The sequence below is a fragment of the Mangrovimicrobium sediminis genome (assembly GCF_004745945.1).
In the GTDB taxonomy this organism is placed as follows: Bacteria; Pseudomonadota; Gammaproteobacteria; order Pseudomonadales; family Halieaceae; genus Mangrovimicrobium; species Mangrovimicrobium sediminis.
The window spans coordinates 15430-40331 of sequence record NZ_SRLE01000017.1 but is presented as its reverse complement, the minus strand read 5'-3'; the positions used below and the strand labels follow the sequence as shown (position 1 = coordinate 40331).

At 65.7% G+C, this 24902-nt stretch carries 19 protein-coding genes; 10 read left to right on the top strand and 9 right to left on the bottom strand.

What is annotated here, in order from left to right:
• Complete coding sequence (locus E4634_RS20180; protein WP_240725261.1) at positions 1-690, top strand: M15 family metallopeptidase; 690 nt, start codon at positions 1-3, stop codon at positions 688-690.
• A 51-nt stretch (positions 691-741) separates the two neighbouring features.
• On the opposite strand, the gene E4634_RS20175 is transcribed toward E4634_RS20180, so the two are convergent.
• Both E4634_RS20175 and E4634_RS20170 read right to left on the bottom strand, forming a co-directional pair.
• Positions 742-1383 (bottom strand): inorganic pyrophosphatase, encoded by a 642-nt coding sequence (locus E4634_RS20175; protein ID WP_135446488.1) that lies wholly within the window; start codon positions 1381-1383, stop codon positions 742-744.
• Between the two features lie 175 nt (positions 1384-1558).
• The gene (locus tag E4634_RS20170) at positions 1559-2821 is read right to left on the bottom strand and encodes a 6-phosphofructokinase (protein ID WP_135446487.1); all 1263 of its coding nucleotides are present in this window, start codon (positions 2819-2821) and stop codon (positions 1559-1561) included.
• A gap of 146 nt (positions 2822-2967) precedes the next feature.
• On the opposite strand from E4634_RS20170, the gene mpl reads away from it, so the two are divergent.
• The 5 genes from mpl to E4634_RS20145 all read left to right on the top strand — a co-directional run bounded on the left by mpl (position 2968) and on the right by E4634_RS20145 (position 8436).
• A complete protein-coding gene (gene mpl, locus E4634_RS20165; protein ID WP_135446486.1) occupies positions 2968-4356 on the top strand; it encodes a UDP-N-acetylmuramate:L-alanyl-gamma-D-glutamyl-meso-diaminopimelate ligase in 1389 nt (462 codons plus the stop codon).
• Complete coding sequence (locus E4634_RS20160; RefSeq protein WP_240725260.1) at positions 4353-6950, top strand: efflux RND transporter permease subunit; 2598 nt, start codon at positions 4353-4355, stop codon at positions 6948-6950. The genes mpl and E4634_RS20160 overlap by 4 nt, the downstream gene beginning before the upstream one ends.
• A 4-nt stretch (positions 6951-6954) precedes the next feature.
• Positions 6955-7227 carry a YkgJ family cysteine cluster protein gene (locus tag E4634_RS20155; protein ID WP_135446485.1) on the top strand — a complete coding sequence of 91 codons (273 nt, stop codon included), beginning with the start codon at positions 6955-6957 and terminating at the stop codon, positions 7225-7227.
• Positions 7224-7820 (top strand): LON peptidase substrate-binding domain-containing protein, encoded by a 597-nt coding sequence (locus E4634_RS20150; RefSeq protein ID WP_135446484.1) that lies wholly within the window; start codon positions 7224-7226, stop codon positions 7818-7820. Before E4634_RS20155 ends, E4634_RS20150 begins: the two co-directional genes overlap by 4 nt.
• Before the next feature lie 169 nt (positions 7821-7989).
• On the top strand, positions 7990-8436 hold the full coding sequence (locus E4634_RS20145; RefSeq protein ID WP_135446483.1) for a hypothetical protein: 447 nt from the start codon (positions 7990-7992) through the stop codon (positions 8434-8436).
• On the opposite strand, the gene E4634_RS20140 is transcribed toward E4634_RS20145, so the two are convergent.
• The 5 genes from E4634_RS20140 to E4634_RS20120 all read right to left on the bottom strand — a co-directional run bounded on the left by E4634_RS20140 (position 8433) and on the right by E4634_RS20120 (position 18017).
• Positions 8433-8876: a CheW domain-containing protein gene (locus E4634_RS20140; RefSeq protein ID WP_135446482.1), complete on the bottom strand. Its 444-nt coding sequence runs from the start codon at positions 8874-8876 to the stop codon at positions 8433-8435. The two genes, E4634_RS20145 and E4634_RS20140, sit on opposite strands and share 4 nt — an antisense overlap.
• A 10-nt stretch (positions 8877-8886) precedes the next feature.
• The gene (locus E4634_RS20135; protein ID WP_135446481.1) at positions 8887-14835 is read right to left on the bottom strand and encodes a hybrid sensor histidine kinase/response regulator; all 5949 of its coding nucleotides are present in this window, start codon (positions 14833-14835) and stop codon (positions 8887-8889) included.
• A 63-nt stretch (positions 14836-14898) separates the two neighbouring features.
• The gene (locus E4634_RS20130; RefSeq protein ID WP_135446480.1) at positions 14899-17058 is read right to left on the bottom strand and encodes a methyl-accepting chemotaxis protein; all 2160 of its coding nucleotides are present in this window, start codon (positions 17056-17058) and stop codon (positions 14899-14901) included.
• A gap of 15 nt (positions 17059-17073) precedes the next feature.
• The gene (locus E4634_RS20125; protein WP_135446479.1) at positions 17074-17613 is read right to left on the bottom strand and encodes a chemotaxis protein CheW; all 540 of its coding nucleotides are present in this window, start codon (positions 17611-17613) and stop codon (positions 17074-17076) included.
• Positions 17613-18017, bottom strand: coding sequence for a response regulator (locus tag E4634_RS20120; RefSeq protein ID WP_135446478.1), 405 nt, complete (start codon positions 18015-18017; stop codon positions 17613-17615). Before E4634_RS20120 ends, E4634_RS20125 begins: the two co-directional genes overlap by 1 nt.
• A gap of 292 nt (positions 18018-18309) precedes the next feature.
• Between E4634_RS20120 and E4634_RS20115 the strand changes: the two genes are divergently transcribed.
• Complete coding sequence (locus E4634_RS20115) at positions 18310-19575, top strand: TonB family protein (protein ID WP_135446477.1); 1266 nt, start codon at positions 18310-18312, stop codon at positions 19573-19575.
• 162 nt (positions 19576-19737) lie between these two features.
• On the opposite strand, the gene rnt is transcribed toward E4634_RS20115, so the two are convergent.
• Both rnt and pyrC read right to left on the bottom strand, forming a co-directional pair.
• On the bottom strand, positions 19738-20373 hold the full coding sequence (rnt, locus tag E4634_RS20110) for a ribonuclease T (RefSeq protein WP_135446476.1): 636 nt from the start codon (positions 20371-20373) through the stop codon (positions 19738-19740).
• An 8-nt stretch (positions 20374-20381) separates the two neighbouring features.
• Positions 20382-21416, bottom strand: a complete 1035-nt coding sequence (gene pyrC, locus E4634_RS20105) for a dihydroorotase (protein ID WP_206046966.1) — start codon at positions 21414-21416, stop codon at positions 20382-20384.
• Positions 21417-21618: 202 nt separating this feature from the next.
• Between pyrC and E4634_RS20100 the strand changes: the two genes are divergently transcribed.
• Genes E4634_RS20100 through E4634_RS20090 form a run of 3 tightly spaced genes read left to right on the top strand, consistent with a single transcriptional unit; the run spans position 21619 to position 24900 of the window.
• Positions 21619-22839, top strand: coding sequence for an argininosuccinate synthase (locus E4634_RS20100; RefSeq protein ID WP_135446474.1), 1221 nt, complete (start codon positions 21619-21621; stop codon positions 22837-22839).
• 2 nt (positions 22840-22841) lie between these two features.
• Entirely contained in the window at positions 22842-23768 is a 927-nt protein-coding gene (locus E4634_RS20095; RefSeq protein WP_135446473.1) for a mitochondrial fission ELM1 family protein, read from the top strand.
• Positions 23761-24900, top strand: coding sequence for a glycosyltransferase family 4 protein (locus E4634_RS20090; RefSeq protein ID WP_240725258.1), 1140 nt, complete (start codon positions 23761-23763; stop codon positions 24898-24900). The genes E4634_RS20095 and E4634_RS20090 overlap by 8 nt, the downstream gene beginning before the upstream one ends.
• The last annotated feature ends 2 nt before the right edge of the window (positions 24901-24902 follow it).

The window sequence follows — 24902 nt, the reverse complement described above, 5'->3', positions numbered from 1 at the left end:
GTGCCGACCGCGGCCCAGTTGACCGGGCGCGACGACACCCACGTCATCCCGGTGGGCGGCGGGCATCGCCTGTGCCCGCCGGTGGCGGAAGCATTCCGTGCGCTACAGGCCGACGCCCGCGCCGCGGGTTTCGAGCTCGCCATCGCCAGCAGCTTCCGCGACTTCGACCGGCAACTGGCCATCTTCAACGGCAAGGCGCGCGGTGAGCGGCCGGTGCACGATGATCGCGGCGCGGCGGTGGATATTACGGGCCTGACCCCGGAGCAGGGTCTGGCCGCCATCCTGCGCTTTTCAGCGTTGCCCGGCACCTCCCGCCACCACTGGGGCACCGACCTGGATGTCTACGACGTCGCCGCGGTGCCCGCGGACTACCGGGTGCAGCTGACGCCGGAGGAAGTCTATCCGCCGGGCCCGTTCGCTGCGCTGCACGAGTGGCTGGACGCGCGCATGGCGGCGGGCGAATCCCACGGCTTCTACCGGCCCTACGCCGGCGACCGCGGCGGTGTGGCCCCGGAGCGCTGGCACCTGAGTTACGCGCCGCTGGCGCGTGCCTGCGAGGGTCGCGTCGGCGTTCGCGAATTGCGTGAATGCTGGGGTGACGGGCTGGTGTGGCGGGATCTGGTGGAGAGTGAGCTGGACGCGCTGCTGGCCAGGTATGTCGCCGTGCCGCCGGACTGGTGTCCGGCCTGAGCAGTGGCGTGAAACGAGCCGGCCGGGCGGCCGGCTCGCGTCGGGGAGAGCTTACTGCTGTTTGGCCGCCTCGTGCAGGTGACCGTAGTGGTTCCAGTAGTCCTTCTCGGCAGCGGCGATAACCTTGAGTGCCTCTTCGCGGCCGTAGACGAAGTCGACCTTGATGTCGATTTCCTTGCCCGGAATCATCTTGTAGGTGGAGAAGTAATGCTGCAGGCGCTCCGCCTTGATGCTCGGCAGGTCGGTGATGTCCTGCACGTCGCCCCAGATGTTGTCGCCTTCCAGCACAGCGACGATCTTGTCGTCGGCCTCGCCGCCGTCGATCATCTGGATGCCGCCAACCACGCGTGCCTTGAGGATGATGTCGGCGCGGGTGATGTGGCGCTCGGAGAACACGCAGATATCCAGCGGGTCACCGTCGGCCTCGTCGGCGTCGGGGCAGCGCTTGGCCACTTCCTCGGCGCAGAAGGTGCGTGGGATGAAGCCGTACAGTGCCGGCGGGCTGGAGGTGGTGCGCTGGGGGCGGTCGACCATGAGGAAGCCGGAGGCCTTGTCCAGTTCGTACTTCACCACGTCGTCGGGAGTCATCTCGATGTAGACGTTGACAATGTCTTCGGCGGCGTCATCGGCCCGGGCGTGCAGGCCGTGCCAGGGGTGGCGGCGCCAGCGGTTGAAGTCGCGATTGCTGTACATGCGGTTTCCTCGGTTGGTAACGGGGCGTCCGTCCGCAGTGCGGGCGGTGTCTCGGAGGCCGAATTGTACCGCCTCCGGCGGCCAAAATCCCGCCGCGGCGGGGGATTTTCACGTCCGGCGCAGCAGGAATTTCCGTGTTGAAGCTCAGGTATTTCCGATACTGGCGCGGCCCGGCTCAGACCTTGAAGCGGCGCTTGAGGCGTTTCGGCACCAGGGTGTTTTTCAGCTCCACGTACTGCGGCATGCCATGCCGGTAGGCGGGGTAGGCCTCGCCCTGGATCAGCGGTTCGAGGTAGGTGCGAGCGGCATCGGTGATGTTGAAGCCATCGCGGCTGATGAAATTGCGCGGCATCATTTTCTCGACGTTGGCGACCTTGTCCAGCGGCGCCTCGCCGATGCTCCAGTTATAGCGCTTGCCCGCGCTGCGCACGATACAGGGCATCACCGCGTTCTTGCCGGCCACCGCCATTTCGACCGCCGCCTTGCCCACCGCATAGGCCTGGTCGACGTCGGTCTGCGAGGCGATGTGGCGCGCCGCGCGCTGCAGGTAGTCGGCCACCGCCCAGTGGTACTTGTAGCCGAACTCGTCCTTCACCATCTGCGCCAGGTTGGGGGCCAGCCCGCCGAGCTGGGCGTGGCCGAAGGCGTCGCGCAGGCCGGACTCGGAGAGGAAGGTGCCGTCCTTGTACTGGGCGCCCTCGGAGGCGACCACCACGCAGTAGCCGTACTTCTTCACCGTGCGCTTGACCTTGGCCAGGAACTTCTCGCGATTGAAGGCGATCTCCGGGAACAGGATGATGTGCGGCGCGTCGCCTTCCTTTTGCGCGGCGAGACCCGCGGCGGCGGCGATCCAGCCGGCGTGGCGGCCCATCACTTCGAGGATGAATACCTTGGTCGAGGTCTCGCACATGGAGGCCACGTCCAGCGCCGCCTCGCGGGTGGACACGGCCACGTACTTGGCCACCGAGCCGAAGCCCGGGCAGTTGTCGGTCAGCGGCAGGTCGTTGTCGATGGTCTTGGGGACGTGGATGGCCTGGATTGGGTAGCCCATAGACTCCGACAGCTGCGATACCTTGAGGCAGGTGTCGGCGGAGTCGCCGCCGCCGTTGTAGAAGAAGTAGCCGATGTCGTGGGCCTCGAACACCTCGATCAGGCGCTCGTACTCGGCGCGGTTCTCCTCCAGGGATTTCATCTTGTGGCGACAGGAGCCGAAGGCGCCCGAGGGTGTGCTGAGCAGACCGTGGATCGCCTTCCTGCTCTCCTTGCTGGTGTCGATCAGTTCCTCGCGCAGTGCGCCGATGATCCCGTTGCGCCCCGCGTAGACCTTGCCGATGTGCGCGCGATGCTCGCGTGCGGTCTCAATGACGCCGCAGGCAGAGGCGTTGATGACAGCGGTGACGCCGCCGGACTGGGCGTAAAAGGCGTTTTTTTTCGGCATTGGGTTTCCCGGTGGGTAGTGCTTGAGGACGGGCATTCATGATACGGGAAACCCCCCGGGGATAAAATCATCTTGGCCCAGGCGGGTGTAGGTGGCCGCCGTTGGGGCGCGTGATACCATGGGCCGCCATCGCGAGGAGACAGTGCTTGAAAGGCCATATTCACATCCTGGGAATCTGCGGTACCTTCATGGGCGGTATCGCCCTGCTGGCCCGGGAACTGGGCTACCGGGTCACCGGATCCGACGCCAATGTCTACCCGCCGATGAGTACCCAACTGGAGGCCGCCGGCATCGAGTTGCGCGAGGGCTACGCGCCCGAACACCTGCAGCCGGCACCGGATTGCGTGGTGGTGGGCAACGCACTGTCGCGCGGCAATCCCGCGGTGGAACACCTGCTCGACGCCGGTCTGCCCTATACCTCTGGCCCGCAGTGGCTGGCGGAGCACGTGCTCGCGGGCAAATGGGTGCTGGCGGTGTCCGGCACCCACGGCAAGACCACCACCAGCAGCCTGCTGGCCTGGATTCTCGAGTACGCCGGAATGGCCCCGGGCTTCCTGATCGGTGGCGTGCCGGCGGACTTCGGCCTCTCGGCGCGCGCCGGCAGCACCGATTTTTTCGTCGTCGAGGCGGACGAGTACGACACCGCGTTCTTCGACAAGCGCTCCAAGTTTGTCCACTACCGGCCGCGCACCCTGGTGATCAACAACCTCGAGTACGACCACGCGGATATCTTCCCCGACCTCGCCGCCATCCAGCGCCAGTTCCACCACCTGGTGCGCACCGTGCCGGGCAGCGGCCTGGTGGTGCATCCGGCGGCGGTCGCCGCGGTGGACGAGACCCTGGCCATGGGTTGCTGGACACCCTGCGAAACCATCGCCCTGCAGGATGGGACGGAGCGTGATAGCGATGCTGGCTGGCGCGCGCAACTGGTCGCTCCCGACGGCAGTGAATTCGATGTGCGCGACCCGGCGGGCGACACACAGCGCGTAAGCTGGTCACACTGCGGCGCGCACAACGTGGCCAATGCCCTGGCGGCGATGGCCGCCGCGCGCCATGTCGGGGTGCCGGTAGCGGTGGCCGCCGCGGCACTGGAACGCTTTCGCGGCGTCAAGCGCCGCCTGGAATTACTCGGCACTGTCTCCGGCGTTGCCGTCTATGACGATTTTGCCCACCACCCCACGGCCATCGCCACCACCCTGGAAGGTTTGCGCGCGCGCGGAGCGAACGGCCGCCTGATCGCCCTGATCGAGCCGCGTTCCAACACCATGCGCATGGGCGAGCACCGCGCACGGCTGGCGGATGCCACCGCCGCGGCGGATGGCGTCTACTGGTACCAGCCGCGCGGCCTGGACTGGTCGCTGGCGGACGTGGTGGCGCAGAGCCCGGTGCCCGCGCAACTCGGCGACAGTATCGACGGCCTGGTTGAGATGGTCGCGGCGCAGGCGCGCGAGGGTGACCAGGTGGTAATCATGAGCAACGGTGGCTTTGGCGGTATTCACGGCAAGCTGCTCACTGCGTTGGAGGGCCGCGCGTGAGCGGTCGGCTGTTTGTCCTTTACCAGCGCGCGGTACTGTCCCACCCGCGCAGCGTGTTGTTCCTGGTCCTGCTGCTGGTGTTGGGATTCGCCAGCCAGATCCCGAAAATCCGCATCGATGCCTCGGCGGACTCGCTGATGTTGCAGGGCGACCCGGCGCTCACCCTGTTCCGCGAAACCGGCGCCCGCTACGCCACCGAGGATTTCCTGCTCACCACCTGGCAGCCGCCGGGCCCGCTGCTGGACGACGCCTCGCTGCAACCACTCAAGGCCATGGCCGACGAACTGCGCCAGCTGCCCGGGGTGTCCTCGGTGGTCACCGTGCTCGACGTACCGTTGCTGGAGAGTCCGCCGGTCAGCTTGAGCGATATCACCTCCGGCGACCCGCTGCCGCAACTGGGCCAGCCGGACATCGATCGCGAGCTGGCGCTGAAGGAGTTTACCACCAGCCCGATTTACGCCGATTTGCTGGTCAGCCGCGATGGCAAGGTCAGCGCGGTGCAGATCAACCTGGTACGCGACCAGCATTATTTCGACCTGCTCAACGAGCGCACCGCGCTGCGCAGCAAGCGCGATGCCGGGGAGATCACCGCGGCCGAGCGCGAGCAACTGCACCGGGTGGAAACCGACTACAAGAAGTACTCCGGGCAGGTGCTGGCCGCCCAGAGTGAACTGGTGGCAAAGGTGCGCGCCATCGCCGACAGCTACCGCGACAGCGCGAAGATCTTCGTCGGCGGTGTACCGATGATCGCCGCCGACATGGTCAGTTTCGTGCGCAGCGACCTGGTGACTTTCGGCAGCGCCATCCTCGCCATCATGCTGGTGGTGCTGGCGATCATCTTCCGTCGCGTGCGCTGGGTAGTGATCCCGCTGGTGACCTGTAGCGCGACGGTGGTGGTCATGCTCGGCCTGCTCGGCCTGCTCGACTGGCGCATGACGGTGATCTCCTCCAACTTCGTCGCCGTGCTGCTGATCATTACCTTGTCCGTGTGCATCCACCTGATCGTGCGCTACCGCGAGTTGCACGCGGCGGACCCGGACGGCGAGCGACTGCCGCGGGTCGCCGAGGCCATGCGCCTGATGGCCGAACCCTGCCTGTACACCGGCATGACCACCATCGTCGCCTTCGTTTCGCTGGTGGTCTCGGCCCTGCAACCGGTGATCGACTTCGGCTGGATGATGACCGTGAGCGTGGCGCTGGGCCTGCTGCTGTCGTTCCTGATCGTGCCCTGCATGATCCTGGTTTGGCCGGACCGGCGCCCGCACCATCACGCCGGCGCCGACCCCACCCTCACCACCGCCTTTGCCCGCATTACCGAGCGGCGCGGCGGCCTGATCCTCGGCGTGTGCGGCCTGCTGGTGGCGCTGGTGGTATTCGGTATCAGCCGGCTGCAGGTGGAAAACCGTTTTATCGACTATTTCCACAAGTCCACCGAGATCTATCAGGGCATGGAACTGCTCGACTCGGAACTGGGCGGCACCATTCCGCTGGATATCCTGCTTACCGCGCCGGTGGAGGACGCGCCCCTGCCCGGCCTGGAAGCGGCATCCGGCGAGGCGGCACCGGTCGCCGCCGACGATCCCTTCGCCAGCGACGCCCACGATTTCGGCGATGACGCGTTCGCTGATCCCTTCGCCGCCAGTGGTGATGAATTCAGCGACGATGTGGACGAATTCGCCGCCCCCGCGCGCGAGAACTTCCAGCCCAGCTACTGGTTCAGCCTGCAGGGGATGCGCGAGATCGATGCCATCCACGACTATGTGGATTCCCTGCCCGAGACCGGCAAGGTGTTGTCGCTGTCCACTACCTTTGCCGTGGTCAAGGACCTGCTGGGCGAGGATATCGGCAGTGTCGAACTGGCCATCGTGCAGAAGAGCCTGCCGCCGGAGATACGCGACATGATGGTGGCGCCCTATTTCTCGGCGGACATCGAACAGGCGCGGCTCAATGTGCGGGTCAAGGAAACCAGCCGCTCGCTGCGCCGCGACGAGTTCCTGCGCGAGGTGCACGCGCATTTGGTCGATGAAATGCAGATTGCGCCGGAACGCCTGCAGCTGACCGGTATGCTGGTGCTCTACAACGACGTGTTGCAGAGCCTGTTCCGCTCGCAGATTCTCACCCTGGGGGCGGTGTTCCTCGCCATCCTGGCCATGTTCCTGGTGCTGTTCCGCTCCTTCTCGCTGGCCATGATCGCCCTGGCGCCGAACCTGTTGGCGGCGGGCCTGGTGCTCGGGGTGATGGGCCTGGTCGGCATCCCGCTGGACATCATGACCATTACCATCGCTGCGATCGTGGTGGGCATCGGCGTGGATGACTGCATCCACTACGTGCACCGTTTCCAGCGCGAATTCCCCCGCGATCGCAACTACCTGGCCGCCATGTATCGCTGCCATGGCAGTATCGGCCGGGCCATGTACTACACCACGCTCACCGTGGTCATCGGTTTCACCACCCTGACCCTGTCCAACTTCACCCCGAGCATCTACTTCGGCCTGCTCACCGTGCTGGCCATGGTCGCCGCGGTGCTCGGCGCGCTGCTCCTGCTACCCAGGCTGATTCTCGTGCTGCGCCCGCTGGGCCCCGGGGAGGGCTAGCGCAGTGCAGTGTCGCAGCGGTTGTGGCGCCTGTTGCGTGGCGCCCTCGATCCGGCAGCCCTATTTCGGCATGCCCGGGGGCAAGCCCGCGGGGGTGCGCTGCGTGCACCTCGACGAACACCTGCGCTGCGCGCTGTTCGGCGACCCGCGCCGTCCCGCCGCCTGTTCCGCGTTCCAGGCCGAGCCGGAATTTTGCGGGGCCGACCGCGTGCAGGCGCTGCATATCCTGGAGACCCTGGAGCGCGATAGCCTGCCGTTTAACGGAGGTATAGCGTGAACGGCGTGCCGTTATTTCCCCTCGGTGCGGTATTGTTCCCGGGTGGGCGCCTGCCCCTGCGCATTTTCGAGCAGCGCTACCTGAACCTGGTGCGCGAGAGTATGCGCAGTGGCGAGCCCTTCGGCGTGGTGTGGATTCGCCGCGGCTCGGAGGTGGTGGAGCGCGGGCGCGCGGCACCGGAACTCGGCAATTGGGGCACCCTGGCGCACATTGTCGACTGGGACCAGCTGCCGGACGGACTGCTCGGCATCACCATTCGCGGCGGCCAGCGCTTCGACCTGCGCCAGACCCAGGTGCAGGCCGATGGCCTGGTGACCGGCGAACTCGACCTGCGACCGGCGCCGCCGCCCGCTGCCGCCGGCGAGGAGTGGCAGACCATGGTCGACCTGCTGCGCGGCCTGCAGTCGCATCCGCATGTCGAGCGCATGCAACTGGAGGTGGACTACAGCGATGCCTGGCAGGTCGGCTGGACCCTCGCCCAGCTGCTGCCCCTGCCCGAGCACCTGAAGTACGAGCTGCTCGGAATGGACAGCGAGGACATGTTACTGCGTGACCTGCATATGGTGCTCAATCAGCTCAGCGGCGAGGACTGAGCACTGTCAACTTGCCAAAATTGGCGTTTTATCGATCAAAAGTGCAAAAAACTAGCGTTCAGGGCTTGACGGAGCGCGCCCTGTCGGTGATTTTTGGTTAATACGGACAACCCATGCTCATAACAAAAGGGTGAGACCCAGGTTTCTGAACACCCGAGAGAGACGCGTGATGGAAGAAAGCAAGGAGAGAACCGGTCACGGTAAAGGGGGGGCACTTACCTACCGCGACCTGGACAAGGCTCCACTGGAGCCGGTGCCACCGAAGAGCCCGTACCGGAAATACCTGGTGCTGGTGGCACTGCACATGGCCAATTCCGACGACCCCGATATCCTGTGCGAGGCGGCGGATTGCAGCGAGCGTACTCTTCACTACGTGAAAAACCGTCTGCGTGATCACGATGGCGTGGTGTTCAACCACGACCGTGGCGCCAAGCGCTACTTCGTGATGGAGACCGGCGTTCTCGACCTGCCCAAGGTGGTGGAGTGGGTGCGCAAGCTCTACCCCAACCGGTTTGCCTACATCAAGCAACTTGGCGAACAGGGTATCCCCGGCGAAGAGGAGTTGCGGGCGCTGGAAGAAGCCAGCGACACCGTGCCCCCCATCGCACTCGGCTAGACCGCCGCAGCCTGCTCCCCGTACAACAGTGCGGGGAGGTCCGGCACCAGGTAGGTCTGTCCCCCGACTTCGGCGGCCGCGGCAAAGCGGCCCTCCGCCGGTGTTTCCATGTTGTTGAAATCCGCTGCGCTCACCATGCGGTGTTCCGCCAGGCCGCAGAAGGCCAGGGCGCGGAACTTGTCGCTGGCGGTGTCGCTGCCGCGGAAGATGCCGATGGTCACGTGGCGCTCACGGCCCGGTGCCGGCAGGCCGCAGAACTCGTCCAGCGAACCCACCGGGAGTTCGTGGCCGCGCCAGTACAGGCTGCCCAGCCCCTCGCCCTCGTCGTTGGCGGCGAACTGCTGCACTTCGGCCAGCGCCAGCAGCGGGACGGCGATGAAGCGGCCGTCCGCCAGTGGCAGGGCGGCGATTTCCAGGGTCGCGTTGTCGTTGCTACTCATGTCCTAATCCTCAGCTCACCAGTGCCTTGGGCGAGGTGCCCAGGTAACGATCGATCATGGCCTGCATGCCCTCGGCGCTGTTGGAGCCCTTGGCCATGAAGGCGGTGGCACCCACGCGTTGCGCTTCCGAGCGGTGCTTGTCGGCGTCGCGGGAAGAGACCACCACGCAGGGGATCTCGGCGAACTCCGGCACGCGGCGCAGGTTGGCGATGAAGTCGAAGCCGTTCATCTTCGGCATTTCCAGGTCGGAGAAGACGAAGTCCGGGGCGCGCGGCGCCTGCGACAGATAGTCCAGCGCGTCCTCGCCATCGACCGCGGTGACCACGGTGTGGCCCAGGCTGCCGAGGCGCTTCTCGTAAGTGCGGCGCATCATCACCGAGTCGTCGACACACAGGATCAGCAGGCCTTCGTCTTTCTCTGCTACTTCATCGTCGGCATGCTTGTCCGCGTAGTCGACCTGTGCGATGAACTCGTTCAGGTCCAGTGCGAGAACCGGGCGGCCGTCGGACTTCACCGCGCCGCCGGCGATGCCGGGCACGCCGGTGAACTGTGCACCGAGGCTGCGGATCACCAGGTCTTCCGCGGTGTCCAGGCCGTCGGCGATGAACGCTACACGGCGACGGTCGAGCTGGGCGAACAGCAGCGGCACGAAGTCCGGCATGGTCTCCAGCGCCGGGTTGGGTGCCGTGCCGCGCACCGCACCCAGGTAGCGAACCTCGTACTCCTGGTCGCGGAAGGTGACGCGCGCTTCCGGCGAGTTCATGGCCTCGAAGGCCTTGTCGCGACGGTGGTACTCGGAACCGCGCAGCGAGGTCAGCGGAATCGCGATCTGTTCCTCGCCGACGGTAGCCAGCAGCGCTTCGTTCACCATGATGGCTGCCGGGACGCGAATCTCGAACTGGGTGAAGAAGCCGACCTTGGACTGGATGTCCACGGTACCGCCGGACTGGGTGATGGACTGGAATACCACGTCCATACCCACGCCGCGGCCAGACACGTCGGTCACCTCGTCCGCGGTGGAGAAGCCGGACTTGAAGATCAGCTGCAGCGCTTCGGCGTCGGAGATTTCCTCGTTCGGCTTCAGCAGGCCGATCTCGCGCGCCTTGTTGCGCAGCACGTCGGGATCGATACCGTTGCCGTCGTCGACCAGGCGGATGACGAATTCCGAACCGCGGCGGTTAACCGTGAGCTGTACGCGGCCGGTCTCGGCCTTGCCCTGGGCGGCGCGCTTCTCGGGGGTGCCGATGCCGTGGTCGATAGAGTTGCGCAGCATGTGTTCCAGCGCGGTGCGGATCTGCTCGAACACGGTGACGTCGAGGCCACCGTCGCCGCAGTTGAAGTCGAACTCCACCTGCTTGCCCAGCGTGCGGCTGGTCTGGTAGGCGAGGCGACGCAGGCCCGGGCCCAGCTTGGAGAACGCCACCAGGCGCATCTGCCGCAGGTCGCTCTGGCTGGATTGCAGCAGGCGGCTGGAGCTTTGTACTTCGCGGACCGCGGTATCGATGTGGATACCCATCTCGCGGGATTCTTCCTGGAGGTCGAATGCCGCCTCGCGCAGGATCGCCGCCATGGCCTGTTTCTCGGTGATGCGGTCCATTTCCAGCGGGTCGAATTGCTGGTCGTCGGACATGATCTCCGTCTTGGCCTGAATCTCGGTGTCCAGCTGCAGTGAGAGCTGATCCACCAGGGTCTGGATGCGGCGGGCCAGGGAGTAGATCTCGGTGCGGTCCTGCGCGGCGCGGTCCAGCGCCTGCCGGCTCCGCACGTTGCTCATGCTGATTTCCAGGCCCATGTCGAGCAGGTGGTCGACCTTGTGCGTTTCCACGCGCAGGGTGGTGAGGCGCTCGACCACGTCGTCCAGGTTGGTCTGGACCGGCATCGGTACGCCTTCCTCGTCGAACACGTCTTCGACCGGCTGGGCCTTATCCTCGCGCATCGCCACTTCGTCGTAGTCCGCGCGGTTGCGGCGCACGAAGGTGGCGGCCTCGTTGAACTCGGCGACCAGGGTGTCGATTTCCTGCTGCAGCGCCTTCTCGTCCTTGTTCTCCTCAAACTCGAGGTCGGCGATGCGGCTCTCGAAGTCGTGGACCAGGGCGCCGAAGCGGCGCAGGCCGATGGAGTTGGCCGCGCCCTTGACCGTGTGCAGGGTGTTCTTGAGGTCGCGCAGGGCGTCCTCGTCACCGGCCGCCAGCGCCGCGGTGGCGGCATCGGTGGCTTCGGTGTACTCGTCCATGGTCTCGATGAACAGGTCGAGCAGTTCCTCGTCGATATCCTCGACCTGGAAGTCGTCGGCGTTGTTGTCGAGGAAGTCGTCGGCATTGTCGCCGCTGAAGGCGAGCACGTTGTCGCCGGCCTGGGCGACATCTGCCGAAGTCTCCGGCAGCTCTACCACCGGCAGCTCGAGCGCGGAGTGCAGCAGCTGCACCGCACAGTTGTGCAGGTGGTCCATGGCCAGGTTGTCGCGCATCTCGCCGAGGTAGGCTTCCAGGGCGCCAAATGCGGACTCGGACAGGCTGACGCGGCTGTGGGCGCCGTCGCTATCCTGCTGCAGGCCATAGATCGCGCCGCTGGCCAGGTGCTCCATGCCGGCGAGGACGAAGAAGTAGCCGATATTGTCGACGCTCAGGTCGATCAGCGAGGCGTCGCGCAGTTCCAGCATGCCCGGGACCACCGCGGCGACCAGCTGGCTGGCCTGCTCGCGTTCGTCGCGCGAGGGCGCGGGTTCCAGCGCATCCAGTTGTGCGTTGATCGCAGCGACCAGGACTTCGCTGTTGGCGCTCTGCCACAGGTCGGCGCTGTAGGGAATCTGCTCCACCACCGGCTCGATGGCGGCGGCCACTTCCTCGATGGCGGGTTCCAGCGCGGCCGGTTCCACCGCGGCCGGTTCCATCGTGGTGTCCGCAGCGTTGTCGGCGCTGGCTTCCTCGGAGAAGTCGAGCATCTGCTCGCTGGCGGGTGCCTCCCAGCCGGAGACCTGGAAGGTTGCGTCGAAGCTCTCCTCGAAGACCGGCGGCTCCTCGATGAACTCGATCTCGTCGAGACCGGATTCCATGGGCTGCTCGACGAATTCCGCTGCTTCGCTAGTGGCCTCGGGAACCTCTTCGACAAACTCGACAACCTGCTCGGCGGTATCCAGCACGGCGGCGGGCGCCTCGATGAGCGGCTCCTGGAACACCTGCTCTTCGAGCACCGGCTCGCTGGTTTCGGCAACCTCGGCGGGCGCCTCGGCGACGGGTTCCAGCATCGGGATCTGCGCTTCCACCGTCATGTCGTCGTTGAAGCGCTTCTCCTCGAAGGCTGCGGCGACGGCGTGGGGAACGCTGAAGTCCTCGGTCTGCAGCGGAATGCGCTGGCCGATCAACTGGGCGATGTAGGGCAGGCGGGCGGCAACCGCGGTCACGAACTCGGCGATTTGCACGCTGCCCTGGATGTAGTTGTCACGCAGGGCGTTGAACACGCGCTCCATGTCGTACATGAACTCGCCGAAGGCGGCCAGGTCGATGGTGCGTGCGCTGCCCTTCAGGGTGTGGAAAACGACGCGGATCGCCTTGATGTGATCGGCGTCCTGCGGCGCGGCCTGCAGTTGTTCACAGGCGGCGTTCAGGTTGACGATGTACTCGTCGAATTCCTCGACGAAGCACTCCAGCAATTCGCGGTCGATCTCGCTGTCCGGGCCCTCCGGCAGCGGTTCCGCCGGGCGGTCGATGTCCATCTTGTTCCAGGCGGCGAGCGCGTCGCGCCAGGGCAGGGTGCCAGCCTCGAGGGTGGCGGCCGGCGCGCTGGCAACTTCCGCGGGCTGTTCTACCGGGGCGGGTGCTTCGGCCTCGGGCTCGACAGGCTGTTCGGCAACCGTATCGATGACTGTTTCTTCGGGTGTCTCTTCGACTGTCTTTTCGGCCGTCTCTTCGATAAGGACAGACTCCACGTCCTGTTCGGAAACGAATTCGACGCTCTCTTCGCTGAAGCTTTCGGCGCTTTCCTCGGTGAAGGTGTAGACCTCCGCTTCGGGGCTGGCCTGGTTGTCCCACGACTCGACGGACTCGACCGGCGGGCGCTTCTCCGCGGGCTTCTCGCCGAACTCGACCACGTTGCCGTCGGGGCGGCTGCGGTTGATGCGCTGCGAGAGGTGCGAAGACAGGCGCGAGGCGCGCTGTTCGGCGCGCTGCAGGTGTTTCTCCGGCTTGCTCCACGGGTCTGCGCTGCGGCACTCGAGGTACTGCTCGAGGGCGGCGATCACTTCGGTGAAGCACTGGATGGACTCGTCGCGCGGGATGCCGCCCAGCGCCATCGAGCCGTTGATGAAGCCGGAACACTTGCGCAGCACATCGCGCTCGCGCTCCTTGTTTTCCATCATGCCCAGCACCGCGATCACCTGTTCCAGGTGTGACGCGGCGGCGGCGACGTAGTTGCCATCGCTGAGCTTGCCGAGCAGGCCCTGGGCGATCGCCATGACCGTCTCCGCGTCCGGGTAGCCGGTTTCTTCCCACTCGTACATCGCTTCGAGCAGTTCGGGTTCGGCGATCAGGCGTGCCGCGCGGTAGACCGGGCGCAGGCCAGCGACGCCGGGCTGCAGGTTGGCCGCGCCGGCGGCCATCATCTCTTCCAGGCCCTGGCGCGCGAACTCGCGGTTGATGCCCGCTTTCATTTCATGCAGGCAGTGGGTGATCTGGTCGTTGACGGCGCCATCGAGGTCCAGGGTGGCAGCGTTGCCGACGGCGGCCAGGCCGTGCTTGAGCTTGAATTCGATTTCGTCGCGGATCGAGCTCAGCGCGCCGCCGAAGTCCACCAGCTCGGCGGGCGGCGTGGGCCGCTCACGCTGGGCGAAGTGCGACAGGGTCTTGTATTGCAGGTTGACGTTGGAGGCCAGTTCGCTCAGGCCGATAACGTGCAGCTGCATGCCCACCTGGAGCAGGCTGGGTACGATTTTTTCTACCAGCTTGGTGTTCTCGGCGCAGATCGCTTCCTGCGGCGAGGACAGGAAAACCATGATTTCCCGGAGCTGGTCGAGGGTCTGGCGCAGCGCATCGAGGAGGTCGTCCTCCTGGATCATGCGCTGTTCGCTGACCTGGATGTAATTGTTGACGTCGTCGATGCCAAAGCTGTCGAGGAACGCCTGTTCCGCCTCGCTCCACTGCGGCTGCTTGCCGATGTGGTAGAGGGTGTATTTGACCTGTTGTTGCGGCTCTACGCTGTCCAGGGCGAGTGCGCCCTTTTCCTGCAGTTGGCTGAACAGGTAGCCGAAGTAGCCGACCAGGTTGTCAAAGTTTTCGTCGACACTGATGTTGCGCTCCAGCATGGCGCCGAGCAGCAGGTCGAGGCCGCGCAGGGCGGGCTCGAGGCGCGTGCCGGCGAGCAGCTGCAGCCCGCGGCCGGCGATCCAGCGCAGCTGCGCCAGGTCGTCGTGGTTGCCGTCGATGGCGCCGGCGGCATGTGCCCGCCAGCAGGCGCTGGCGTCAGCAGCCAGGGCGCGCACCGCGTTGTCCTCGGGTGCGGCCAGGCCTTCGGTGATGCCCATCCCCTCGGCGAGGGGCGGGTCGAAAAACATGGCGTCGGGAAGTGCGGGGCGTCCGCTGGCCAGGCGCAGGTCGTTGACTACCTTGGCGATGCTGGCAGGCGTCACTTCGCGCTTGGAGCGCACGGTGGCCAGGTAAGCCGGCAGCGCCTCGATGGCGGCGACCAGCTCGGTCATGGCGGTTTTGCGCGCGTCACCGGCAATGCTGCCCTCGTGCAGCATGTGCAGCACCGTCTCCACCTCTTCGGAGAGCATGGCGGCGGGCTCCAGGGTACACAGGCGCAGCGCGCCGGTGGCACAGTGGATGTAGCGTTCCGCATCCTGCAGGTGACGGGGTTCGGAAGTCTCCCGCTGGTAGTGGTGGAGGCTGCGGCGTGCCGCCTCCACCTCTCCGCGCAGGTTCTTTTCCACCCACCCCAGGGCGACAAAGTCAACGAATTGTGTCATGGCTGTTATCCAGTAGCGTTGTTCTGACAGCGATTGCCCTTACTTCCCCCCGTCGGGCGAGCCTTAGCTCGCCTTCTGGGTGAGATCCCCGGTGTAACCGGCAGGGGCGGATTCCTCATCGTCGGTATCTTCAGAAGCACCGGCGACGGCGACCTGTACCGGCGCAACCCGAGAGGTGCGCGGCGCGGCCCGCAGGTCGGTGGCTTCATCCGACAGCTTGAAACGCTGGGTATCCTCGCGCAGGCGGTCGAACAGGCTACGCAGGTCGTTGGTGGCAGACTCCATCCGGTCCGCAGCGCGCTGGGTTTGCAGCGTTTTGCTCAGGATGTCGCTTACCGATTCGGTTACGTGCGAGGACGAGGCGCTGGACTGGTTGATCTGCTCGCGCATGTCAGCCATGTAGTTCCGCGCGTTCTCCGACAGGGACAGAATGTGACCGAAACGCTCACGTACGTCGGAGGCGATGCTGGACAGTTTGACCAGGGACTGCGTGGCACCTTCCATGTTGCGGTTAGATTCCGCCATACGGTTGGATACCGAGCGAATCGCGCGGTCCGCTTCCTGTACAATTTCGTTGGTCTGGTTGGCCAGTTTACCGGTTTCGTCCGCAATACCCGCGAATCGCTGGCCGCCTTCACCGGAGTGGGACGCCGCCTCAATACGGGTGTTCATCGCGAGGGTTGAAATCGCGTTCGCAACCTCGCGGATACGGAACAGCAGGTCGGCAACGATTTCGATATCGTCACCCAGGCGCTTACTGGTTTTTGCTACCGTCTGCTGAGATTCGCGAATCTCTTCAACCGACACCATCAGGGTTTCAATACCCACGTCACCCTCGCGGGCCGCAGATACCGCCTGGTCAGATGCCTGCTGGGTGGTTTCCGCGAGCTCGGACATGTTGCTGTTGATTTCACGCAGTTCGACTGAAGTCGATGCGGTGTCGGCCACGATGCTACCCACTTCCTCCAGCGAGCCCTTTACCTCGGTCGCCGCGTTGGAGGATTCGTCTACCGCCGCGCGAACCTGTTCAGATGAACTGTTCACGGAACGTACCACCGAGCGCATCCAGTCGAGCAACTGGTTGACAGCGATGGCAATCGGCGCGGTGATACCAGTGGTTGCGGTCAGGTCGCGGGAGAGGTTGCCCTCGGCCAGCGGCTGGATCTCGCGTACCTTCTGCTGTACCTCAGATTCCATGGCCAGTGCCTGCTCCTGGGCCTGGCGCTCCTGGGCGCGCGAGCCGTTGAAGCGAACCCCGATGGTGCCGAGGAAGACCATGGCCAGCAGGCCCAACAGGCTGGCGGTGAGCGGCGAGAAGGTGCGCTCGTCAGCCAGTTTGTCGACCTGCACCATGGCGTTACCGGTGGCAACCGCCAGGGTCGGAGCCGCGTCGGCGATGGCGTTGGCCGCCTGGGCCGCACGGATAATCTCCTGGTGCGCGTCGTAAATGTCGTTTACAGAACCGCTGACCTGGGCGTACAGGCCTTCGGCCAGGTCCAGGGTCTCCAGCGCGGCGGCGCTGCGCAGCTGGTCGATGCCGCGGGCGCGGTCGCCGTTGCGCATACCTTCCATGTTACGTTGGAAGAGCAGGGCGTCCTGCTTGAATTCCTCGGCCGCCGCGGTCGCATCCTTGCCGCCGGCAAGGATCCGGTCGATGTTGCGGCCGATCCGCTCAATCAGCCACAACTGTTGCTGTGCCGCGAGCAGGGTTTCGCTGGAAACGTTGGCGCCGCCAAGGATGTCCACCATGTCGGCAAAGTACGCCTGAATGGTTTTAATGTTGGCGTTCAGGTTCTGGCTGACGCCCCGTACGAACAGGATGCGCTGCTTGGCCTTGAGGATCGCGTCGACGTCCGCCGCCACGCTGCCCCACTGCTTCTCGATGGTGTTGACGTAGGGTGCCATGGACTCGCCGGGTGCCGGTACGTCTTCGTTACCGTCGCGCAGTACCAGCATTTCCGCGGGGAAAGCCCGGCGTGACTTGGCCAGTTCACTGAAGGCGGCTTCGCTGCCGGAGAACGCCTCGCGGGATTCCAGGTTGATGTCCTGGGAGATGACGCGCATGTCAGACGCGGTGCTGCGATATTCTTCGTCGTAGCTGGAACTCACTGACATCTGCCACATGTTGACGCCCAGTGCTGCCACGGCCGCTACCAGGCCGACTGCCGACAGCGTCAGTACAGAATCGACGCGTCCCCGCTGTTTCTTTATCATGGATCTCATGGTCTTACTCCTGCCCTAGCTAGTTGTGATGACGCCGGCCTGCGTAAAGTTGGCGTCTGTTAAGAGTCGGTTGGTGTCGAACAGGGCGTACTCCCCGTCCTCGGTGGAGAAGACGCCGCGCACGAATGCCTGCAGTTCCTTCGCCACCTTTTTATTGGTGCGCAGTTCCTCGGTGGAGAGGCGCACACCGCCAAAACATTCGTCGATCAGCAGCCCGGTATGGATACCGCGACCGTTGATAATCAGCGCCTGGCGCCCGTTGGACGTCCTGCTGCCGCCGGAGAGGAAGGCGGACAGGTCGGAAATCGAAACGACGCGGCCGCCGATGTTGGCAATGCCCCGTACCCAGGGCTTGACGCCGGGGAGGGGGATGGTTTCGGGCACGTCGACGATCTTGCGCGTTTCGTCCGCGCTGATCACACAACGTACGCCGAGGATGCTGACGGCAGCGCCGTGCCAGTCCTGGATCTTCTGCTGCATGGCCGGCGCCGGCGCGGCCTTGGCCCGCACCAGTTGCGCCATGCCCTGCAGGCATTCGAAGGCGTTCGGGTTCATTACACGGCCACCTTGATGGACAGGAATTCCTGCAGCACCTGCTTCAGCGCGTTCATGTCCAGGGGCTTTTCCAGGTAGGCGGAGCAACCGCGATCCTTGGACTTGCCCATGGTGAAGACGTCGTCGTGGGAACTGAGCATGACCACCGGGACGTCGGCGTACTCGCCGCGGCTGGCGCGAATCAGCGTCAGGGTCTTGAACCCGTCCAGGGGCTCCATGGTGATGTCCAGCAGGATCAGGTCGGGCTTCACGTCATCCAGCTTGGTGACGGCGTCCCAACCGTTTTCCGCGGTGGCGACTTCGCAGCCGCACTGCTCGAGCATCTTGGAGGCCTTAAGACGGATGATCTTGTCGTCATCGACGAGCAGCACCCTGCGCTTAGAGCTGTTTTGATCTTGAGGCATAGCTGTTATCTCTCCTGTTTCACCGCGTCGTTCCCGGGGGATCGGGCGGTAATAACGCGTTATCACGTGGACAGAGTATTAGCAGGGCTTTAGGACTTGGGAACTCAATTTTGCTGTTTTTGTGACCGAGTTCCGCACTTTGCAACACATTTGCAGCGCACTGCAAATTACTTGCGTGGTAGTGAAAAAACGCGAATTGTTTGGCATTTCAGGACAATTTAGCTTGAGGCTGGACACGCCCTAATGCACCTTTATATGCGACAACAAATAACCAAAACTAACGGGGAAATCCATGTTGTTGCATAAGAAAAACGTGGCCCGCGCGGCGGCTGTCATGCTGCTGCTGGCATGCGGCGCGGCGATCACGGCGGAGAAATTGCAGGTTGCAGGGCTTGCGGTTTATACGGATACAGGGCGCGACATCTATGTCGCCGGCCTGCTCACCAGCGACGGCCAATTGCCGGTCGATGCCCAGCGGGTAGCCCCGCCGGCGGCGATGCAGTACCGCATCGCAACCCGCCGCATCAGCGACCGCGGCCTGTCGGGTACCATCCTGTTGCAGGCGGAGGTCGGCGCCGGGCAGCGCGCCAACGACCAGGTGATCGACGGCCTGGAGCAGTTGAAGTCCAGGATGAAAGGCGCGCTGCGCTCCGGCGACCAGTTCGAGATTCGCCTGACCGCCGCCGAGAATACGGTATTCAGCCTCAACGGCACCGAATTGCTCAGCATCTCCGGTCCCGACGTCTTTTATTACCTGCTGCAGGGCTGGGTGGGCGACTCCGCCTCCGCCCTGATGCGCGACCGGCTGCTGGCCGGCGACCTGGACCAGGATGTACTAGTCCGCTACGAGTCACTGATTCCGCTGCAGGATCGTGTCGATGCGATCGCGGCCTGGGGCAGCGCCCCGGCGGCCGTCGCGGCCGCTCCCGCGCCGGCACCCGCACCGGCACCCGCACCGGCCCCGCAGGCCGTCGCGGTGGCGCCGCCCTCGGAACAGACGGTCACCGCGCGTGCGCCTGCTCCGCAACCTGAGCCCGAACCCGAGGTGGTTGCGGTGGAAGACACTCCGGTTGAGGTAGAGGCACCGGTGGAGACCACCGTCGCCGCCCCTGCACCGGAACCCGAGCCCGAACCCCTGCAGGTGGCAGTGGCGGAGCCCGCGCCCGAGCCGGAACCGGAGCCCGTGGTACAGGTGGATCCGGAGGCCGCATGGGTCGATACCCTGGATGACCGGGAGTATCAGCGCCTGCTGAACGAGTACATCGCAAGCGTGATGATCCGCGTCTTCAAGTCGGTCAAGTACCCCAAGCGGGCGATCAAGAAGGACATCGAGGGCCAGGTCGAGCTGCTCGCCGAGATCGACTCCTCCGGCACGCTGCTCAACGTCAACCTGGAGGGCCCCTCGGGGCATTCGATCCTGGATGACGCCGCGCTCGACGCCATCAAGCGCGCCGCGCCCTTCCCGGCACTGACCCCGGTGGCCAAGGCCGAATTCCTCGCCGACGAAGGCGGCAGCACCTACTACATGCTGGTGCCGGTGAAGTTCCAGCTCAACTAAGCCAGCCGGCTAGAAAGTGGGGTCAGATACGCCTTTAAATGATGTGAGTTCCGTCAGCCGACAGCTTTACATCATTTAAAGGCGTATCTGACCCCACTTTTTGGTTCCGTCAGGCGACAGCCTCACATCATTTAAAGGCGTATCTGACCCCAGTTTCGGGGGTCAGGCCAGCTCGGGCATCCAGCCGCCGCATTCGCGCCAGCGGTTGACGATATCGCAGAACAGTTCAGCCGTGCGCGCGGCGTCGTAGGCGGCGGTGTGCGCTTCGCTGTTGTCGAAGTCGATCCCGGCCTCGGCGCAGGCGCGGGCGAGGACGGTCTGGCCGAAGGCCAGGCCGGCGAGCGTGGCGGTGTCGAAGAAGGTGAACGGGTGGAAGGGGTTGCGCTTGATCTGGCAGCGCTCCACCGCGGCGTTGATGAAGCCCGCGTCGAAGTGGGCGTTGTGCGCCACCAGGATGGCGCGGGTGCACTCCTGCTCGCGGATCTCCTTGCGTATGGCGCGAAACAGCTCGGTCAGGGCCTGGCTTTCATCCACCGCCTCGCGGAACGGGTGCCAGGGATCGATACCGGTGAACTCCAGGGCGGACTTCTCGATATTGGCGCCCTCGAAGGGCTTGATGTGGAAGTCCAGGGTGCGATCGGCGCGCAGCTCGCCGTTGTCCTCCATGCGCACCAGGGTCGCGGCGATCTCCAGCACGGCGTCGGTGCGCGCGTTGAAACCGCCGGTTTCCAGGTCGATGACCACTGGCAGGAAACCGCGGAAGCGGTCGCGCATCAGTTGCCGCTCTTCGCCACCCATGGGCGCGGTCAGGCGACCTGCCAGTCTACGGATTCCCCGGCCGCCAGCGGCGTGAGGGAGTCCGTTCCCAGAGGCATCTGCGCGGGCACTTCCCAGGCGCAACGCTGCAAGGTAATGGTGTCGCTGTTGCGCGGCAGGCGGTAGAAGTCCGCGCCGTAGTGCGCGGCAAAGCCCTCGAGCTTGTCCAGTGCGCCCAGGGCGTCGAATACACGCGCGTAAAATTCCAGCGCGGCGTGGGCGCTGTACACCCCGGCGCAGCCGCAGTCGCTCTCCTTGCGCTGGCGGGCATGGGGCGCGGAATCCGTGCCGAGGAAGAACTTGGGGTTGCCCGAGGTGGCGGCTTCCATCAATTCGTTCTGGTGCACGTTGCGCTTGAGAATGGGCAGGCAGTAGTAGTGCGGGCGGATGCCGCCCACCAGCATGTCGTTGCGGTTGAACATCAGGTGGTGGGGGGTGATGGTCGCCGCCACCTGCGCGCCGGCCTCGTGTACGAACTGCACCGCGTCGCGGGTGGTGATGTGCTCCAGCACCACGCGCAGGCCGGGAAAACGCTGCACGATGGGCGCAAGGTGGCGCTCGATGAACACTTTCTCGCGATCAAAGATGTCGATATCCGCGTCGGTGACCTCGCCGTGCACCAGCAGCGGCAGGTCCGCGGCTTCCATCGCCGCGAGCACCGGGAACAGGGCGTCGAGCTGGGCCACGCCGGCGTCGGAGTTGGTAGTGGCGCCGGCCGGGTAGAGCTTGACCGCGTGGACGAAGTCCGAGGCCGCGGCGAGTTCGATCTCCGCGGCGTCGGTCTGGTCGGTGAGGTACAGGGTCATCAGCGGTTCGAACTGGCGCGGCAGGCCCTGCATCGCGGCCAGGATACGCTCGCGGTAGGCGGCCGCCGCGGCGACGCTGGTCACCGGCGGTGTCAGGTTGGGCATGACGATCACCCGGCCGAAATAGCGCGCCATGTCGGCACAGGTGTGCTGTAGCGCGGCGCCGTCGCGCAGGTGACAGTGCCAGTCGTCGGGGCGGGTGAGGGTCAGTGTATCCACGAAATAGTGTCCAGCGGGAATCTGACGCATGCTACAGCAAATCCACCGCCCGGTCAGTCCCGGGCGCTGTCCCGGTGTGAAAATCCCCCGGCGGGCGCCCTCGCCCGGCCGTGAATTCCGCCCGCCGCTACAGTAGAATGGGCGCCCGTTTTACCCGCCGCCGCGGCACGGTCGGCGGCTTCAGTATCCGATGGAGCGAAACATGTCAGACGTGAACAAGGTCGTACTCGCCTACTCCGGTGGCCTCGATACCTCGGTGATCGTGCGCTGGTTGCAGGACACCTACGGCTGCGAGGTGGTCACTTTCACCGCCGATATCGGCCAGGGCGAGGAGGTCGAGCCGGCCCGCGCCAAGGCCGAGGCCATGGGCGTGAAGGAGATTTACATCGACGACCTGCGCGAGGAATTCGTGCGCGACTTCGTGTTCCCCATGTTCCGCGCCAATACCGTCTACGAGGGCGAGTACCTGCTGGGCACCTCCATCGCCCGCCCGCTGATTGCCAAGCGTTTGATCGAGATCGCCAACGAGACCGGCGCCGACGCCATCTCCCACGGCGCCACCGGCAAGGGCAACGACCAGGTGCGCTTTGAACTGGGCGCCTACGCGCTCAAGCCCGGCATCCGCGTGATCGCCCCCTGGCGCGAGTGGGACCTGACCTCCCGCGAGACGCTGATGAACTACTGCCGCGAGCGCGACATCCCGGTGGACTTCGCCAGCGCACAGAAAAAATCGCCCTACTCGATGGACGCCAACCTGCTGCACATCTCCTACGAGGGCGACCTGCTGGAGGACCCCTGGGCCGAGCCGGAAGAGGACATGTGGCGCTGGAGCGTGAGCCCGGAAGCCGCGCCGGATACCCCCACTTATATCGAGCTGACCTTCGAGGCCGGCGACGTGGTGGCCATCGACGGCGAGCGCATGAGCCCCGCTACGGTGCTGGAGACCCTGAACAAGGTGGCCGGCGCCAATGGCATCGGCCGCCTCGACCTGGTGGAGAACCGCTATGTGGGCATGAAGTCCCGCGGCTGCTACGAGACTCCTGGCGGCACCATCCTGCTCAAGGCGCACCGCGCCATCGAGTCAGTGACCCTGGACCGCGAGGTCGCCCATCTCAAGGATGAACTCATGCCGCGCTACGCCAGCCTGGTCTACAACGGCTACTGGTGGAGCCCGGAGCGCAAGATGCTGCAGGTGGCCATCGACGATTCGCAGAAGGTGGTCAACGGCGTGGTGCGCCTCAAGCTGTATAAAGGCAACGTGATCCTCGCCGGGCGCAAGTCCGACGACAGCCTGTTCGACGCCAGCATCGCCACCTTCGAGGACGACGCCGGCGCCTACGACCAGAAGGACGCCGCGGGCTTCATCAAGCTCAACGCCCTGCGCATGCGCATCGCCGCCGGCAAGGGCCGCTCGCCGCTGTAGCCATGGCCGCCGGGCCCGCCGCCGGACATCGCGACGTGGAGGTCAACGCCCTTCACGTGTGCTGCGTGACCGACGGCAAGCCCGGCCACCGCAGCCAGTTGCAGGGCCTGGTGCAGGCCCTGTCGGCCCGCATACCCACGCAGGTGGAGTGGCTGGAGCGGGACACCCCGGCACGAACCCCCACTCCCCCCGATCTGATCCTGGCCGCCGGCCACCGCACCCACTGGCGCGCCCTGCGCCTGAAGTGGAAGTACCGTGCCCCGCTGGTGGTGCTGATGAAACCCAGTCTGCCGCGCTGGCTGTTCGACCTCTGCGTGATTCCCGAGCACGACGGCGTGCCGCCCTCGGCGAAGGTACTGGTCACCCGCGGCATGCTCAACGACATGCAGCCGGCGCCCGCCGCCGACCCCCGGCACGGCCTGGTGCTGCTCGGCGGCCCTTCCGCCCACTACGACTGGGACGATGCGCAGATCCTCGAACAACTCAAGCGCTTGAGCACCCTGCTGCCGGCGGTGCGCTGGCAGGTGACTACCTCGCGGCGCACGCCCTTGGCGCTGACAGAGAAGCTGGCGGCGCTCGATATACCGGACATCGCCTTCACTGCCTTCGCCGACACCCAGCCCGGCTGGGTGCGCGAACAGCTGCAGCGCTGCGGCGTGGCCTGGGTCAGCGAGGACAGCGCTTCCATGGTCTACGAGGCACTCACCGCCGGCGCCCGCGTCGGCGTGCTGGACGTGCCGCGGCGCGGCGAGTCGAGGGTCAGCCGCGGCCTGGACGCCCTGCGCTGGGCGGGCCTGGTCTGCGACCTGCACACCCTGGCCGCGCGCGGCGCCATGCCGGCGCCGGCACAGCCCCTGGACGAGACCGGGCGCGTGGCGCGCTACCTGGTGCGCTGGTTGCGTCCGGCCCTCGAGGCCCTCGATGACTGATCCCATGACAGTGCTGCAGGTATTGCCCGGCCTCGACAGCGGCGGCGTCGAGCGCGGCACCGTTGACCTGGCGCGGGAACTGGTGCGCCGCGGCCACCGCTCGCTGGTGATGTCCAGCGGCGGCCGCCTGCAGGCGCAGCTGGAAGCCGAGGGCAGTACGCACATCACCTACCCCGTGCACCGCAAGTCGCTGGCGTCCCTGTGGCGGGTGCCCGGATTGCGCCGCGAACTCGACGAACTGGCACCGGATGTGATCCACGTGCGCTCGCGCATTCCCGCGTGGATGGTCTGGCTGGCTGTGGGCAAGCGCCCGCCGGGGCAGCGCCCGGCGCTGGTCTCGACCTTCCACGGCCTGTACTCGGTGAGCCGCTACAGCGCCATCATGGGCTGCGGCGATCGCGTGATCGCCATTTCCGACTGTGTGCGCGACTATATCACCGGCAACTACCCACAGGTGGACCCCGCGCGCATCACGCGCATCCACCGCGGTGTGGATACTGCGCAGTTTCCCGCGGGATTCACGCCGTCGCCGGAGTGGCGCGACACGTTCTTCGCCGACTATCCGGCAGCGCGGGACAAACCGTTGCTGCTGATGCCCGGGCGGCTCAGCCGCTGGAAAGGCCAGCTGGAATTCATTGAACTGCTGGCGCGGCTGCGCGGCGCGAACATCGCCTGCCACGGCCTGGTGGCGGGGGAGGGCGACCCGGGCAAGGAGGCCTATCGGGAAGAACTGGTGGCGCGCGCCGCCGAGCTGGGCATCGCCGGCGACCTGAGTTTCCTCGGCCACCGCAGCGACATGGCCGAGCTGTACGCCGTCGCCAGCGTGGTCTGCAACCTGTCGCAGCACGCCGAGCCTTTCGGCCGCACGGTGATCGAGGCGCTGGCGGTGGGTACCCCGGTGGTCGCCTGGAACGAGGGCGGTCCGGCGGAGTCCCTGCGCGAGAGCCTGCCCGCGGGACTGGTGACCAAGGGCGACATGGATGCGCTAGCCGCAGCGGTCAGCGGTTTCCTCGCCGCGCCGCCGGCGGTAAGCTTGCCGGCGAGCTTCACCCTGCAGGCGCAGGTGGAAGCGACTCTCGCCGTGTATCGCGAGGCCATCGCCGCGGGCGCCGCGGCGCAGTCAGGGAACTGAAC